Origin of the sequence: Siphonobacter sp. SORGH_AS_1065, from assembly GCF_030818595.1 — a bacterium.
In the GTDB taxonomy this organism is placed as follows: Bacteria; Bacteroidota; Bacteroidia; order Cytophagales; family Spirosomataceae; genus Siphonobacter.
This window is the reverse complement of the sequence record NZ_JAUTAM010000005.1, coordinates 39518-56731: the sequence shown is the minus strand read 5'-3', so window position 1 is coordinate 56731 and position 17214 is coordinate 39518. Positions and strand designations below refer to the sequence as shown.

Below are 17214 nucleotides of genomic sequence, written 5' to 3'. Positions count from 1 at the left end.
TCTAAAGACAATAATGTAGAAGGCAATTACCCTGTATCTTCGAGCATTGATCACAGAATTTGAATGAATGGTTTTGATCACCTCTTGAACTTTAACAATGCTTAAGAAAGTATAACTTGATTATTGTAGGTTATTTGGGTGTTAATACTTAAAATTTGTACGTAAAGCGGGTTATTCTGTAACCTGGCTTACTAGCTTGGATTAAGTATGCAAATGATCCCCCCATGCATTCAATGTAAGCCGGGCTTTGATTTATGAATTATTTAAGAGAGCAACTCTTTCAACTGATGAACACCGATGAACGAATTCTTGAATTCCTTCAGGAATCCGGGCTTTGGGCTGGTGATTTGACAAAAAAAGATAAACCCTGGTTAGGCTCCACTTTCTGGACCAGTCTGGGATATGCGTCATCAGAATTTGAAGGTACCGATCAGTGGATGAAATATGTTCATCCTACCGACTTACAAAATATCCAAAAGGAGCTTCAGCATTACCTCAAACACCCTCAGGATTCTTTCCTGCAAACCATTCGATTTTTTCATAAAAATGGTTCAATCGTCTGGACTCGTGTCAAAGGAATTCCGCTTCGGAATGATGACGGCAGTTCAATACAAATGCTGGTATCTTACGTAGACATTACTCGCGAGAAAGAGGCAGAGTTAAAGTCGGTTCAGGATGCTTTACTCTATAATTTTATAGCAAATAGTAAGAGCATTTATATTTTAAAGTTAAACCAGGAAGGAGCCTATACCTATGCTAATCAGTATTTTATAGACGAAGTGGGTATACCTCAGGAAAAATTGATTGGCTCTTTCGCAAAGGATCATGTGTTAGGAGAAGATCTGGAAACCGGACTGAAACTATTTCTATCCTGTCTGGAAAATCCGCAGACTCCTCAGTCGCTAACCTTACGTCGAAGAGTTGCCAATGGAAATATTATAACGATCGAATGGACGCTCATTGGTTTATTGAATCATAATGGAGAAGTAGCGGAAGTGCTGGCTTTGGGACAGGACCTAACCCAAAGTTTGAAGACTGAAAAGGATTTGGAAACGCTCGTGGCCAGCATGAGTGATGTTCTTTTTACGCTCAATAGAGAATACGTTTGTACGTACATGTCTCCCAGCTGGACGTCTCAGTACGGCTATGAGCTTTCAGAAACGATTGGTAAACCTACTAGCGATTTTGTTCATCCTGACGACCTGGAGAAATGTTATCAGGCCATAACCGAAACGTTTGACTACAAAGGACCCCGGCCAGCAGTTGAACACCGCATTCGTCACAAAGATGGCCACTGGTGCTGGGTATTAACACGAGCCCGGGTCAGTGAAGACAATGACGAAATAATCCTGACGAGTCATGACATTTCTGATCGTAAAAAAGCTGAGGCAAAGCTAGACCGTACCCGGGAATTGCTTGAACAAACTTCTGATATGGCCCGCGTGGGTGGGTGGGAGTTTAATCCTTTTGAACAATATGTCTATTGGTCCAAAGTAACTTTTGAGATTCATGAGCTGGAAGGGGAAAGCCCCATTCATGTGAGCGATGCTCTCCATTTTTATCAGGAGCCAGAGAGCCGTCGTAAAATCATGACAGCTCTCGAGTTGGCCCAGAAAGAGGGAACGCCCTGGGATTTGGAAGTACAGATGGTGACCGCCAAAGGGACACGCAAGTGGGTTAAAAGTGTGGGTAAAGCAGATTTTGTGGATGGCGTATGCGTGCAGGTATACGGCACATTCCAGGATATTACGGAACAGAAACTAGCCAGAGAAGAAACTCTGAAAGCCCACTTGCAGGCCGAGTCGGCTAATAAGGCCAAGTCAGAATTTCTGGCCAATATGAGCCACGAAATCCGTACACCTTTGAATGGCGTGATTGGTTTCACGGAATTATTAACCAAAACCAGACTCGACGAATCCCAACAGCAGTACTGTGATCTCGTTTTTCAGTCGGCTCAGTCATTACTGGACATCATTAACGATATTCTGGATTTCTCTAAAATTGAAGCGGGTAAGCTGGATTTATGTATAGAGAAAACAGATTTACAGGAATTGATTAATCAGGTGGCGGATATGATTACGCCCCAGACTCATAAAAAACACATTGAGTTATTACTAAAAGTCAGTCCTGATTTACCGCGTTACATCTGGACGGATGCTGTGCGTTTGCGGCAGGTTTTGGTGAATTTGTTAAGTAATGCGGCAAAATTCACCCATGAAGGCGAAATAGAATTGTCTGTCGAACGTATCTCTACGAATACTAACAAAACAGAACTACGCTTTGCGGTTCGGGACACCGGTATCGGAATTCTGCCCCAAAATCAACGGAAAATCTTTGAAGCTTTTGTTCAGGAAGACAGCTCAACGACCAAGAAATTTGGAGGAACAGGACTCGGTTTAAGCATTACCAATAAGCTTTTATCGCTGATGGGAAGCACGCTACAGCTAGAAAGTGAATTTGGCAAAGGCAGTACCTTCTGGTGTGATATTAATCTGGAATTCGAGGAAGAGGAGTCAAAAATCAGTACAGTCATTGGCCATATAAAATCGGTGCTTGTGGTGGATGATAATACGATCAATCGCCACATTCTGGAAGACATCCTGGCTCTGAAAAAAATCAAAACCGATGCGGTAGCTAACGGCTATGAGGCTATAAAGCTGCTCCTGGAAGGGCGGCATTATGATGTAATTCTGATGGATTATTATATGCCTTCAATGGATGGGATAGAAACCATTCGTACGATTCGAAAGCAGGATTTTCCGCAGCCCGTCATTCTATTATATACCTCGTCCGATGACTCGCAAATCAATGAGGCTTGCGAAGAATTGAAACTGGTACACCGGATAGTTAAACCGGTAAAAATCAGTCAGCTTTTTCAGACGCTGGAACAGATTCATCAGGAAACTCCCCAGCCTCAGGTTCAAAAAGAAAGCGTTACTACTGAACAATGCCTGGAAAACGGAGAAGTGACGATTCTGGTGGTTGAGGACAATCCAATTAATATGTTGCTGGCGAGAAAAATGATTAAAATTATACTTCCTAAAGCAACTATTGAGGAGGCAAAGAATGGAAAAGAGGCCGTAGAAGCTTTTCGCCAGCAGAAACCGCATCTGATTTTAATGGATATTCAGATGCCAGAAATGAACGGATATGAAGCTACGCAGTCCATTCGATGCATGCCTGAAGGGAAGAAGGTACCTATTATTGCTCTGACTGCGGGCACTTTAGCCGGAGAGCGGGAGCGGTGCCTGGCCGCCGGAATGGACGATTACTTAACCAAACCCATCCTGAAAGCAACGCTTATTCAGGCTCTGCATCAATGGCTTAGTGAAAGTAAAGAGTTTCAGGTTAACTAAAAAGGGAGAGCCGGTTCTGAACCGGCTCTCCCTTTTTAGTTAACGAATCGTACGTACTGATGCAGGATTAAGACTCTTTTTGAGCGTGTTGAATGGATTTTTTTCCTACCTCGACTTCCACTTCTTTAATCGTTACCGCATAATCACTCGGGTGAATGGCAGAACCGTATTTGATTGCGTAAGCTTTGGTAAATTCGGCTCCGAAGTAAAGAATCATCGACGAATAATAAGCCCATAATAACAGCACCACGAGCGATCCGGCTGTGCCGTAGGTACCTCCTACATCGCTTTGATTGATGTAAAAAGAAATGGCAAATTTGCCAATCATGAAAAGAATGGCTGTAACCATCGCCCCGGAACGAACGTCCTTCCATTTGATCTTTGCATCGGGTAATACTTTAAATATGACACCAAAAATCAGCGAGATGACAGAGAAGGTAACTAACTGATTTACAATGTAAAATAGAACCACAGTTACATCAGGAAAACGAGCCTGAAGACGGTCACTAATGACATCAATGACGGAGGTAACGGCCAGCGAGACCAGCAGGACGAAGGCAAGACTAATGATTACCGAAAAAGACAGAAAGCGATTTTGAATGAGTTTGAGCCAGCTTTTCTTGGGTTTCGCTTTCAATCCCCAAATCGTATTGATGGAATCCTGAATCTCGGCAAATACACTCGTTGCCCCAATAATCAGCGTACCAATACCAATGGCGGCGGCAACCGTTGTTTTACCACTTACAGCCGCTTTTTTAATAATCTCCTGCAATTGCAGAGCTGTCTCTTTTCCAACAAAGCCATTGAGCTGTTGGTAAATCTCCCCTTCCACGGCTTCACGGCCTAGAAAAATGCTGCAAAGGGAAATGATAACAATCATCAGTGGCCCCATCGAGAAGACAGTATAATAAGCCAGTGAAGCTCCGAGTTTGGTGACTTTGTCATCCGAGAAGCCAGAGAAAGTATTTTTAAGTACCTCCCAAATACCTTTAAATGAAAGTTTCTTTTCCATAGGGTTGAGTAGCGTTTAATCCGGTGGGCGGAGAAATAGAAATAAAGACCATGGAAACGCTAGGAAAAAAATATTCCACCCCGCTGTTATGAATCAAAAGAAAAAGAGCATGGCTTCGGACCAGTTAAGTACAATTAATTATTGATAAGTGTCTGATAATTAAGTATTAATTAATAAGGGTCATTTTGTCCAAAGTTAGGATTCGTAGTTTTTAGCGAGCGTGTGGTAAGGTTTGGATCGCATGGCGAGGAGGGTTATGACTAGGCCGATGATACCCGTAATTGTGAAGATCAGGGCAATTCCCCGATCTGCTCCTGTCCCAAACCAGGGGCCCAGCCAGCGAATGCCATCACCAGTAGTCATGTAAGGAATAAACAGGTACTGAGCAATCGGGCCAATAAGCAGAGCTGTGACGGGTGAAGCGGCCTGCTCAATACTCTGGGTAAATCCAAAGACCCGCCCTTGTTTTTCAGGCGGAATGACCTTCTGTACAATGGTCTGTTCGGCGGCTTCGATAATGGGTATGAGGCACATGTAAACGAAAAGGCCAATGCTTAACAGAATAATAGAAGCGTGCAGGGTAAACACACAACAAACCGCCCACATGATGATATTAGTCAGGAAAAGTGTCCGTAACGGGTTATTTCCCAGTCCTTTACGAGCTACCGCAATTCCACCCAAAATAAACCCAAGGCTAAGTAAGCCCCATAACAGCCCCCAAACCTGTACCGAAACCAGCGATAACCCGTACGGATCCATAAGGGCCATGAATACTCCGCCGAGGAAGTTATTGAAGCAATTGAAGAAAATTAAACCAAACAAACCCGGAATGGCATTGATGATGGCAATGGTTTTTCGGACATCGAAACTCGGAGCATGTTCCTCGCTATGTTGAATGGTTTTTTCTGGAATTTTTCTGAAAACCAGATGAATAAGAACCAAAACAGTGAGTCCCAGGGCCACAACCAGCATCCAGAACATACCCAGGTAACCAATAGCTAGTCCGCTAAAAATGGAAGCAACCAGAAACGAAACGCCGTTGGCTGTTCCTACTAATCCATTGGCTTTGTCGCGTTCTTCTTCGGGTAACAGGACACTTACCAGCGTGGATAAAGCAATGGCCCTCAAATTGCCTGCCAAAGCTCCCACCAGAGCCAGAAGCACAAAAATCCATAAAGCAGGACTTTGTACATTTTTGAAAACCGCCAGCGGAGTCATGCTATAAAGCAGAAAAGCCGCCGTGTAAAGCACTAGTGAGCCCAGGCTGGAAAATAGCATGGACTTCTTTTTAGGATAACGGTCGACAATAGTACCCAGGAAAAAGCCCGTCAATGCAACCGTTCCCGAATATACGCCGGCCATTAGGGAAGTAGTCAGTACCGATTTGGTTTCGAGATATACCCAAAATGTTAGAGCAAACCAGACAAAGTTATTCACCAGCGAAGCCGCTAGTGAGTTAACTACTATTTCGTAAAATATGCGGTAGTTTTTCTTTTCGTCAATAGTATTCATGGTAGAAAATGGAGCTTTTATGAGAGAGGGTTATGCGTTGATAAGTAATCATCTATTAACCAAAATACATACCGGAATTATTTACCCTGAATCGGCCCTAATTCGGGTCTTAATTCCCCTTATCTAAGCAAATAAAACCAATTATTAACCATTTGTTTACATAGTATGTTATTCATTTACAAACGATTAACTAATACTTATTTCGAAAAGCTGGCACAATTTTATTTAATACCTGCATACGTTAATTAATCCGAACAAATACTTATTAAACACTATTCCTATGAGTTTTATAAAAGTGGGTACCGATACGAACGGTAAAGATATTGAAGTTTATTATCAGGATTTAGGTACAGGCAAACCCGTAGTATTAATTCACGGTTGGCCGCTGAGCAGTTCTATGTGGGATTACCAGCTTAATGAGCTACCCAAATACGGACTACGCGTAATTGCTTACGACCGACGCGGATTTGGTAAATCGTCGCAACCCTGGGATGGATATGATTATGATACGTTAGCGGCAGACTTAAAAGCAGTATTAGATACATTAGACCTTCAGGATGTTACACTGGTTGGTTTCTCAATGGGTGGCGGTGAAATCGCCCGCTATATGAGTAGTTACGCAGGTGCTCGCGTAAGCAAGGTAGCTTTTGTAAGTGCGGTAACACCTTATTTATTAAAAACGGAAGATAATCCTGACGGGGTAGATCAAAGTACATTCGATGAAATTACGGAAAATCTGTTACAGGACCGTGCGGACTTCCTGCAAACGTTTGGCAAACAGTTCTACGGCGTAAGTCTGTTAAACCCTGCTGTAAGCCAGGCTCACCTGGATGGAGATTTCGCACGGGCTTATGCGGCTTCTTATAAAGCAACGCTGGACTGTGCGGCGGCTTTCTCAAGCACCGATTTCCGTCCCGATTTGCCTTCTATTAACGTACCTACACTGATTATTCACGGGGATGCTGATAAAACCGTCCCTATTGAATCCTCAGGCGAACGTCTGGCAGAGGCCTTGCCTAGTGCCCGCTATATTGTGTATGAAGGAGCCCCTCACGGATTGTACTTCACTGAGAAAGAGCGTTTAAATGAAGATTTACTAGCTTTTGTAAAAGAATCGGTAAGCTCACCTACTTTTTAACTACCTACCCGTTTTATAAACAAATGTTTAGAAAAACTATAAAATCATATCTATTATTTTGAAATAACCTAAATAGTGGCAACAATTTTATACCTTTGCTGCTCACCGAAAAAGTTAAAGGTGTGGGTTAATTCATTGAAAACCGTCTGGCTATGCCGGACGGTTTTTTTGTTTACTCGTTATCAAAGCTAGAATTGAAAGCCTGGTTTGAGGCTAATGTGCTCAGTATGACTTAATGACGTATAGGGTTAAGCGTAAGAATTGTTTAATAGGGAGTGTGCTAAACACTCCAATACTAAAAACCCGATCTCTATGATTGGATGTATATATTCTTAGATCTATAGCCGGGTTCAGACAGAAGTCACCTTTATAAGCCGGAATTTTGTCCAGTAAGATACCGTACTCTACATCGCCGATCAGGTTTTCCAGTATTACCCAAGACAGAATAGATGTTCTAAATGACATGATGGCGACGCGTTTTATGTGTCATAATGACGTATATTGCTTCAACCCAGATCATTATAGAGCATTGGTAGTAATAACGTATTAACTAAGGTTTAGTGGGATAAGTAAGCAACAAGCCAGTTTTTGCAAGAAAATCCCGGAAGTCACTTTCCGGTGGTTTTCTTTTTACGTATATACTAAAAATTAACAAATGACAGAAAATGGATAGATAGGATTCGATTCATACTTATATTATAAAGGTAGATGGGAATCTGCTATAGGGTAGGAACAAGATATCCATTTTATCTAAAATGTCATTTTTAAACAGGTGGTAACAAAAATCAAAAAGACATTGGAAAGCTAAGATGATTTCACTTGCTTTAGCCTTTCGGGTCTAATCTGGTAAAGCATTCCCATGTGTAGTGAAAGCGGCAGTAGGGTCGCGAGCAATTGAAAACTGAAAATTGTAAACTGTAAACGAAAAGATGGATCACCTGAAATTCCCCATTGGCCCTTTCGCCCTCCAGGAAACCTATACGGATGAAGAATTTGGCCGCATCCTCTATACAATTGAAACTGCCCCGGCAGCCTATGGACTGGTTACTGAAAACCTCACGGAAGAGGATTTACAAAAAACGTATCGGGAAGGAGGCTGGACGATCCGGCAGATTATTCATCATGTGGGAGATATTCAGATGATTCATTACACCCGCATGAAACAGGTCATTACTGATCCTGATTATAAGACAATAAACCTCATTAAAATTGATGATTGGGCTGCTACGCCGGATAGCCTTTATGCTCCCATTAAAGATTCGTTGTTGCAGTTAGAGGGTGTTCACCGACGCTACGCTCATTTGGCTAAATCGCTTTCGGAGGAACAGTTAAACCTTTCGTATTATCACCCCATGCGGGGCTATTTTATTAATCAGCAACAGGCGTTGGCCATGTCGGCCTGGCATGTGATGCACCATTTAGCACATATTAAATTAGCCCTGGGCGAAGCGATAATTTAGCCCAAGGTTGTTTGGTAATACTACTTTTATCATGGCTGGTGGGAACACCAGCCATTTCATTTTTATAATGGTTTTTCATTCGCCATTTTTCTTTTTAATAAACGATACACGGCCTTTCCTTCAAACGCTTTTTGCCGACGCGTCTGGTAGTGCGTCTGATTGAGTTTTTCGGCAATTTGAGCGTAGGTCATGCCCATGTTGCGGTATAAGGCAGCTAACTCTGTTGCCTGTACGTTGGCTTTATGAGTCAAGGCATTTTGCGTCCGAATCTCTCGTCCTTTAACAATAGCGGCCATGTTCAGATTTTCGGGCTTACCCAACAAAAACCCCTGGGCTTTTTTCTGAACCAGTGCCGCCCGGGTTCGTTCCGAAGTTCGTTCGGCTTCGTACTGAGCGAAGGTTACCATCATCCCAACCGTCAGGGTATTGGCATCGGGTAGGTCGCAGGCCACGAAGTCAATGCCCGAATCCCGAAGGGTCATCACAAAAGCCACATTGCGACTGAGCCGGTCTAGCTTGGCGATTAACAATTTGGCATGATGCTGATGACAGGCTCGAATGGCCGCCTGCAACTGCGGCCGCTCACTTTTCCGTCCCGATTCAATTTCGGTAAATTCTTCAACTAACGAATCCGTCTCCCGAAGGTATCGTTCCACAATCGCCCGCTGATCGCCCAGGCCTAGTCCACTTCTTCCCTGACCTTTGGTCGATACCCGGTAATAACAGATATACTTCATTGCAATTTCAGTAAAAGGATCACAGATAAGAAAATCTGATAAGTTCAGCTAACGCATTTTTCAAATATAAAACATGTATGGCATTTTATAAACGACCATTCTTAAAATGCCATAAGCGTTTTTGAAGAGATTATTGCTAAAAGACTGCAGTCTCTCGGCTTTGCCGAGTGGCCCCCTAGCAGTAGGCCTCTGGCCGTCTGAAGCAAATAAACGAACGGGGAACGAAAGACTTGTTTTACTTGAAACACTATAGCTACTACCGGCGAGAGGTCTAGCTATTCATTCTTCACTCGGCTTTGCCGAGCGACTGAAGAAAAAAAGGATTCATTATAAGTAGCCAACTTAGACTAAGTTTGCGGACCAGAAATTACAATCCGCATTTGATTTGAATGGCGGCCAATTGACGATGTCAATGGTATCATTAACGACATGCATAATATTATAAATAATGCAGAACAGTCAGGGCTAAAACTTAATACTTTTATCAAAAACAACTTTTAAGAAATGATATATTTTGAAATAAAACGAAGTGCGGAACCTAAAATAGTTGGTGTAACCCATGGGGCGGGACAGACTCTCTATACTAAGGAATTTATTGACAAAAATAAATGGTATGATGATCTTTTTTTGGGTGATGCAAGCAAAGAAAAATGGCAGTTGTTGTCAAGAATGACGCAGTTTGCTAAACCACTGATTGAAGTTCCCCTGGAAAAAAAAGCAAAGCATACAGACTATATTGGCTTTTCAATGCGAGGTTTTATGGTCAATAACAGACTTCGAGATATTTTAGAGAGTAGTCATTTACCCAAAAATCATAAATTTTTAGAAACGACTCTGGTTCAGAAAGAAAAAATTATAGATGGCTATTGGTGGTTTGTCTATGACCTGGATACAGGCGAACAAACTGTAGATTTTGATAAGTGCGAATATGACTTACGTTACCACAAACGCAATTTTGGTGAAAACTTTACGGTTAATATTCAGACCTATCAAGACTACATAAATGTATTTTATGAAACAGGCCGGGACGTAGGCATTTATAAGTTAGTATTTAATAAAAATTTTGACCAGGAATTAGACTTATTTGGGATGGAAGTTTTAGGCTCTAAAAGCTATATTTCTGATAGGCTTCTAAAAAAGATGGAAGCGGCTAAAATAACAGGTTACGAAGCTATTTCGCCTGAAAGAGCTAAAAGGCGATCGGAAACTTTAGGGCTTAGTTATACTGAGTTTATTTTCTCCTAGCCAATGAAACGCAGTCAATAGGGCTTTTTAAATTCATTTATAATAATTAGCTTTTACTTGTTCATCATAAATGGGAAGCAATATGATTTCGTCACATAGGAGTTTCATCATTTCTAAATGAATATTGTATGTTATATGAATTTTGTTTTAATGTATATTGATATATGCTATAAAAATCAGATATGTTTTCCTGTAGTCGCTCGGCAGATTTGAGCGATCGCCTAGCAGTAGGCTTTGATGAGCAGGCCCGCTTTGCCTGACTCGAATGCAACGAACTTGCCGTTAGCATTGATATCTTCATAGACCCGACCACTCACCTGAGCAGATAAGGAACCGCTCGCAATCGTTAAAAGGCTTATTAGTACAGGTACTTCCATAATATGATTTACCTTGGATGGTTAGGTAGTTTTCTTTCTAAAAGGGGTATAATTCTCCCCACCTTTCACTAGGAACAAGCCTCGCCCCAAAAACTAAGGATTGTCTTTCTAATCTTCGAGCACTGCTTTAGTTTTAGACATATGAACTAATGGAATATTCTTTCCATAATTATTACTACTTTTTATATTTCATCGTGTATTGTTCCGAGTTATACTAATCATAGATTGTTTCATTTAATAACCGTAACGATGGCTACCTCTCAGTCTCTGGTTACTAACAGTTAAAAACTACCTTTTTCTTAAGCTCCAAGTGCCGTTCTGCGAGATTGTCTCTTGGAACAGTTTGGAAAGCAATGTGTAGATTTTTTGTGCAATTATTACGCTTCTATATCATCATCTTTTATCATGCATTGTTGTTGTCATTACACTAAACACCAACAACGTATGAAATAAAATTGAAATTAATTACTCTTATAGGTTAATAAAATAAGTCTACTTTTTTGATCAATCTTTTTTCTAAAATTGTAAAGAGCAGAATAGTCTTTATTTTTTTCATATATATATATAGGATTTTCTGTTTTGAATGTATCATCTTCTACAAATGGCATATAACTATATAAATAACAATTGCATGACATCTCTTTGACTGTTGAAAATATTTCATTGGATTTTAAGAAGACTACTATTGATATCATCTCTCTTTTTTCATATTTATCTAAGGAGCTTAAAACGTTTACAGTATCAACATTAAAGAAACCTATTTTGCCTATCTTATTACTATTTATATATAAATTACTATCAACATCAAAAAAGTAATTATTCCATACGCCATTTTTAACAAGAGTTCTATCTAATAAATCATTCATGCGAATGATCTTCTTCTCTACAATTGGTATTGGAACACTAAAATTTATAACATTCCTATCATGAGTTGCCATACTACAAGAATTAAGATAAATTATGAGGTATACCATTATAGCACACTTACTTTTTTTTTGCTCATAATACTTTAAACAATTAAGGTATTTTGTAAAATTAGAATATATACTTAAAAATTATTTATCATATTCAATCTCGCCCTCGCTCGGCTCTGCCGAGTGACGAATGAATAGCTAGTCCTCTTGCTGATGGTAGTCAAAGTTTTTAAATTAGGCGAGCTCTTTAGCGTTCTGTTTGTTTTATTTGCCTCAGACGGCCAGAGGCCTACTGCTAGGTAGTCACTCGGCAGAGCCGAGCGACTGCGGGAGTAATACGTATACAACAAACAGAAAAGGCCCCCAGTCCAGTGCCTCTTCTGTTTGTGTATAAAAGAAAATTACTCCAGCGTCTTTTTGCCCGAAATTGTAGCCGCTTCCAATTGATGCTGATCAAAGATGAGGACTTCATTTGTCCCTTTCTTTAGCCAGGATGCGGGGCAATACAAACGGGTTTGGGGGCCACGTTCCCAGTAACGACCCAGGTTATGACCGTTGATATAAATCACGCCTTTCTTATACGTACTCAAATCAAAAAACGTGTCAGCCGTTTCTGATAACTCAAACGTTCCTTTAAAGAAACGACCCGGTTGCCCGGCTACTTCGGCAGACGATTTCAGCGATTGAATGTAATCCGTTGTAAAAGGTAAATTATACACCTGCCAGTCCATCAGCGTCATGCCGTTAAGTGAAACGCGTTCGGTAATTCCCTTGCGATCAATCATGAATTCAGCGAAGTTGATGCGACCCATGCCTTCCACTAAAATATCCAGAATAGGTTCTTTTGAATCAGTTTTGGGTAAGGTGATGGTGTGGTTACCCTCATCCCGGTAGACATGGCCTACGTATTTCCCATCCACAAACACCGTAGCATAATCATGTAACTCTGTGATTAACAGCTTGCCGCTGGTATGGGCGTTCAATTTCGTACGATACAAAATGAAACCAGAATTTTGACCAAAGGCCTCCATTGGCTTAGGTTGAGCTACTCGTTTGGCTGGAGGTAAATTATTCCAAACCGAACCGTAAGCGTTTAAATGAATGGCCGGAATTTCCATGGCTGGAATCGCTTCGGGCAGAGCTGGAGGGGTGTGGCCCGTTGCCTGCTGAATGGCCTGACGCAAAGCATAATACTTCGGCGTTGGGCGGCCCTGCTCATTCACGGGAGCATCGTAATCGTAACTCGTTAAATCGGGCTGATACTCCGTAGGCTTGAAGGCGTTAGCTCCAGCCGTAAACCCAAAATTGGTTCCCCCGTGAATGACATACAGGTTAAACGAAAGCTTGTTTTTCAGTAGGAAGCGAACCTCTTTCAATAAGCTAGTCGTATCGGGTCGAGCCCATTTTTCGCCCCAATGCGTCAACCATCCCGGATAAGTCTCCGCTGAAAAAACGGGAACACCAGGGTTCATTTTACGAGCCAGATCAAAATCAGCCTGACTTGCTCCGGGGTCCAGTCCGGTTGCTGCTCCGGGTAAACTGCCAGCTTTCAGATTGGCCGTTGCCGGGCCATCGGCTGTATAAAATGGAACGTTGATTCCATTTTTCAGCCACAGCTTTTGCACCGTTTGCATATACTGGCGGTCGTTACCGAAACTGCCGTATTCATTTTCGGCCTGAACCATCAGAATAGGCCCGCCTTGGGTTACCTGAAGATGGTTAACTTCTTTACTCAGAGCCTTAATGTAACGCTCGGCAGCTTTCAGATAGGTTGGGTCCATGCAGCGAACTTTCAGATCGGGCTGGGCTAACAGGTAGGGAGGAATACCGCCAAAATCCCACTCCGCACATACATAAGGCCCCGGACGCAGTAATACCCAAAGTCCTTCCTGCTGAGCTAATTTGATAAATTCGGCGATGTTTCGGTTGTCGGTTCTGAAATCGAAGTGACCTGGTGTTTGTTCATGGTAATTCCAGAAAACATAAGCTGCAATCGTATTACAGCCCATGGCTTTGGCCATCTGAATGCGATGTTTCCAGTATTCTTTTGGAATGCGGGCGGGGTGCATTTCGCCACTAATCATGTGAAAGGGCTTACCGTCGAGTAGAAAATGCTCTTGACCTAAAGTAAAGGTATGCTTCTGAGCCTGAAGCTGTAGCCCGTAAAACAGGACGGTAATGCACAGAAAAACTCTTAAGCAGAAATGGTTCATTCGTTTACAACTGGAAGAAAGAAGTGTTAACATATTCTTCAAAGTAAAGCTCAAAAACAAACCTTTATACTCGTTCGCTACAAAGAATGAAAGTCTGAGTAGGAAGGGTTCAAAAAGGAAGAGGGAACGTACCGATGACTACCAAGACTAAAGAACTGACTGCTAAAACTTTCTATCAAAAAATAGTCGATGATCTGAGCCTTACGCGGTTAATCCTGGAATGAAATCGTGCTTTTTTTTAAGCTTCATGAAAGAGTTATGTACAAAGAGTAAGGTTGTAAAGCCCTATTGGAAGTCATATAGGTAACGCCATCAAGGAATGAAAAAGACGGCCTGACAAAACCTCTAAATGCAATGAAATGATGACCCCTAACGAATCTCTTTCCCGACGCAGATTTCTGGATCTGGCCGCCAAAGGAACGGTTGCTTCGGCCCTGATAGGTATTCCCAGCATCGTCCCCTCCTCTGTTTTTGGTAAAAATGCACCGAGCAATCGAATTAACGTGGGAGCCATTGGTACGGGGCGTATTTCCCGGGGGCATGATATTCCGGGCGTCTGGCAGTATGACAATGCCCTGATTATGGCCGTTTGCGATGTGGATGCCAACCGAGCTCAGGATGCCAAAAAACTGGTGAATGACTATTACAGTAAAAAAAGCGGGAAAGATTACGATGGGGTGCAGGTTTACGGGGATTACCGCGAATTATTGGCGAACAAAGATATTGATGCCGTGCTGGTTAGCACCCCTGACCACTGGCATGCTCCGATGGTCATTCATGCGGTGCAGGCGGGTAAGCACGTGTATATGCAAAAACCAGCTTCTCTGACCATCAGCGAAGGTCGAATGATGGCCGATGCGGTGAAGCGTTCCGGTACAATTGTGCAGGTAGGAAGCCAGCAGCGATCTTCTTCGCAATTTCGTTATGCTGCCGAACTCGTTCGGAATGGACGCATCGGACAACTAAAAACGGTGTATGTTGGCCTGCCCGGTGATCCTTCCGGCGATGAGGAAAAAGAAATGCCGATTCCTAAAAACCTGAATTATGATTTCTGGTTAGGCACGACGCCTGAGGTGTATTATACCGAAAAAAGGGTACACCCGCAGGTAGGTTATGACCGTCCGGGCTGGTTGCGTTGTGAGCAGTTTGGTGCCGGGATGATTACGGGCTGGGGATCACACCACATTGATTGTGCCCACTGGGCGATGAATACGGAATTAACGGGTCCGGTAGAGATCTGGGGGAAAGCTGATTTTCCGAAAAGTGGCCTCTGGGACGTACACGGCATTTTTCGGACCGAAGCTCTGTACGAAAATGGCGTTCGAATGGTGGTTAGTAACGAACTACCTAACGGCATTAAGTTTGAAGGGACCGACGGCTGGGTATTCGTTTCCCGGGGTGATGCTGCGGTTACTTCAAGTGATCCTTCGGCCAAACAACAGGCCTCAAAAGCTCTGGATGCGAGTGATCCCAAGTTGTTAACAACCGAAATCGGGCCGAATGAGATACATTTAGCCGTCAGTAAAGAACACCATGGAAACTGGCTGGAAAGTATCGCAGCAAATCAACAACCCATTGCTCCGGCAGAAGTGGGACATCGTTCCTGCTCGGCTTGTCTCCTGCATCACGCTGCCATGAAACTCAATCGAAAGCTCTACTGGGATCCCCAAAAAGAGCAATTCAAAAACGACGCTGAAGCAAACAAATTACTATCCCGACCCCAACGCAAAGCGTACGCGATTAAAAGGGTTTAAAAAGTTTTGAGTTTAGAGTTTTGGGTTGTAAATCCGACGAAAAGATGAAATTTCACATCGAACTCTAAACTCAAAACGCCAAACAATAAACACTAAACTGTACTAATGAATCTTCGTCAAACCTCTTTGCTGGGCTTTTGTGTGGCTGCTTTAATGGCCTGTTCTGAAAAATCTGAGAAAAACAGTGAAGCTTCTGTTCACCTGATTACCCTGGACCCGGGCCACTTTCATGCGGCTTTGGTTCAAAAAAGCATGTACCCTGAAGTAAGCCCAAAAGTATACGTCTACGCTCCCGATGGCCCTGATTTGCAGATGCATCTGGATAAAATTGAAGGCTATAACAAACGGGCGGAAAACCCTACTCATTGGGAAGAAGAAGTCTATCAGGGGAAGCATTACTTCGAGAAAATGCTTCAGGAAAAGGCGGGTAATGTGGTGGTGCTGGCAGGCAATAACCAGAAAAAAGCCGAATACATTCAGAAATCAATCGGAGCCGGGTTCAATGTGCTTTCTGATAAACCGATGATCATCCGGGCCGAAGATTTTGAAAAGTTGAAAGAATCCTTTGACACAGCCGAGAAGAAGAATTTACTGCTCTACGATATTATGACGGAGCGTTTTGAGATCAGCACCACGTTGCAACGTGAATTCTCGAAGATTGAATCGGTGTTTGGAAAGCTGGAAAAAGGAACGCCCGACAATCCGGCAGTAACCAAGGAAAGTGTACACCATTTCTATAAATACGTTTCAGGAAAAGTGCTTACTCGGCCCACCTGGTTTATGGATGTTAATCAGCAGGGGGAAGGGATTGTTGACGTTACCACGCACCTGGTAGATCTGGTTCAGTGGGAATGTTTTCCAGAACAAAGCATTGATTACCAGAAAGATATTAAGCTGAACTCGGCTCGCCGCTGGACGACGGATATAACTCGTAGTCAGTTTGATGCGATTACCAAACAAAAAGATTTCCCGGCTTACCTGAAACCAAGCATTGTCAAAGACAGCATTCTGAAGGTGTATAGTAATGGCGAGATCAACTATCAATTGAAAGGGGTTCACGCGAAAGTTTCCGTAATCTGGGCGTATAAAGCTCCCGAAGGTGGCGGCGATACGCATTACTCCATCATGCGGGGAACGAAAGCCAATCTGATTATTCGTCAGGGACCCGAACAGAATTTTGTAACGACCTTAACTATTGAACCCGTTGCCAACAAAGTAACCGAAGCCGAAATGAGGGCGGCCCTGAAAACCATTCAGCAGACGTATCCGGGCGTAGAATTGAAGAAAATAGAAAAAGGCTGGGAAGTAGTGATTCCCAAAAAGTATCAGGATGGTCATGAAGCACACTTTGGCCGGGTAACCGAAAATTACCTCAAGTATCTGAAAGCTGGGAAGTTACCCGATTGGGAAGTGCCCAATATGATTTCGAAGTATTACACCACTACACAGGCGTTACAGTTGGCAAAAAAATCGAAATAACTCTAACTATTACTCCC

Annotated in this window: 12 protein-coding genes; 6 read left to right on the top strand and 6 right to left on the bottom strand. The window is 42.6% G+C overall.

What is annotated here, in order from left to right:
• Window positions 1-254: 254 nt before the first annotated feature.
• Window positions 255-3356 (top strand): PAS domain-containing protein, encoded by a 3102-nt coding sequence (locus QE390_RS20570; protein WP_307143605.1) that lies wholly within the window; start codon window positions 255-257, stop codon window positions 3354-3356.
• Window positions 3357-3423: 67 nt separating this feature from the next.
• Here QE390_RS20570 and QE390_RS20565 read toward each other — a convergent pair whose 3' ends face one another.
• A complete protein-coding gene (locus QE390_RS20565; protein ID WP_307143604.1) occupies window positions 3424-4368 on the bottom strand; it encodes a YihY/virulence factor BrkB family protein in 945 nt (314 codons plus the stop codon).
• Between the two features lie 195 nt (window positions 4369-4563).
• Window positions 4564-5880 (bottom strand): MFS transporter, encoded by a 1317-nt coding sequence (locus QE390_RS20560; protein WP_307143603.1) that lies wholly within the window; start codon window positions 5878-5880, stop codon window positions 4564-4566.
• Between the two features lie 280 nt (window positions 5881-6160).
• On the opposite strand from QE390_RS20560, the gene QE390_RS20555 reads away from it, so the two are divergent.
• Window positions 6161-7018 carry an alpha/beta fold hydrolase gene (locus tag QE390_RS20555; RefSeq protein WP_307143602.1) on the top strand — a complete coding sequence of 286 codons (858 nt, stop codon included), beginning with the start codon at window positions 6161-6163 and terminating at the stop codon, window positions 7016-7018.
• Between the two features lie 929 nt (window positions 7019-7947).
• Entirely contained in the window at window positions 7948-8478 is a 531-nt protein-coding gene (locus QE390_RS20550) for a YfiT family bacillithiol transferase (protein ID WP_307143601.1), read from the top strand.
• 62 nt (window positions 8479-8540) lie between these two features.
• Here QE390_RS20550 and QE390_RS20545 read toward each other — a convergent pair whose 3' ends face one another.
• Window positions 8541-9215 (bottom strand): recombinase family protein, encoded by a 675-nt coding sequence (locus QE390_RS20545; RefSeq protein WP_307143600.1) that lies wholly within the window; start codon window positions 9213-9215, stop codon window positions 8541-8543.
• 504 nt (window positions 9216-9719) lie between these two features.
• Between QE390_RS20545 and QE390_RS20540 the strand changes: the two genes are divergently transcribed.
• Entirely contained in the window at window positions 9720-10460 is a 741-nt protein-coding gene (locus QE390_RS20540; protein WP_307143599.1) for an imm11 family protein, read from the top strand.
• Window positions 10461-10681: 221 nt separating this feature from the next.
• On the opposite strand, the gene QE390_RS20535 is transcribed toward QE390_RS20540, so the two are convergent.
• From QE390_RS20535 to QE390_RS20525, 3 genes are all read right to left on the bottom strand, one after another.
• The gene (locus QE390_RS20535; protein ID WP_307143598.1) at window positions 10682-10837 is read right to left on the bottom strand and encodes a hypothetical protein; all 156 of its coding nucleotides are present in this window, start codon (window positions 10835-10837) and stop codon (window positions 10682-10684) included.
• Between the two features lie 461 nt (window positions 10838-11298).
• Complete coding sequence (locus QE390_RS20530) at window positions 11299-11775, bottom strand: hypothetical protein (protein WP_307143597.1); 477 nt, start codon at window positions 11773-11775, stop codon at window positions 11299-11301.
• 377 nt (window positions 11776-12152) lie between these two features.
• Entirely contained in the window at window positions 12153-13964 is a 1812-nt protein-coding gene (locus QE390_RS20525; protein WP_307143596.1) for a beta-galactosidase family protein, read from the bottom strand.
• Window positions 13965-14323: 359 nt separating this feature from the next.
• Between QE390_RS20525 and QE390_RS20520 the strand changes: the two genes are divergently transcribed.
• Both QE390_RS20520 and QE390_RS20515 read left to right on the top strand, forming a co-directional pair.
• On the top strand, window positions 14324-15718 hold the full coding sequence (locus tag QE390_RS20520; RefSeq protein ID WP_307143595.1) for a Gfo/Idh/MocA family protein: 1395 nt from the start codon (window positions 14324-14326) through the stop codon (window positions 15716-15718).
• A 105-nt stretch (window positions 15719-15823) separates the two neighbouring features.
• Window positions 15824-17197, top strand: a complete 1374-nt coding sequence (locus QE390_RS20515) for a putative oxidoreductase C-terminal domain-containing protein (protein ID WP_307143594.1) — start codon at window positions 15824-15826, stop codon at window positions 17195-17197.
• Window positions 17198-17214 lie beyond the last annotated feature (17 nt).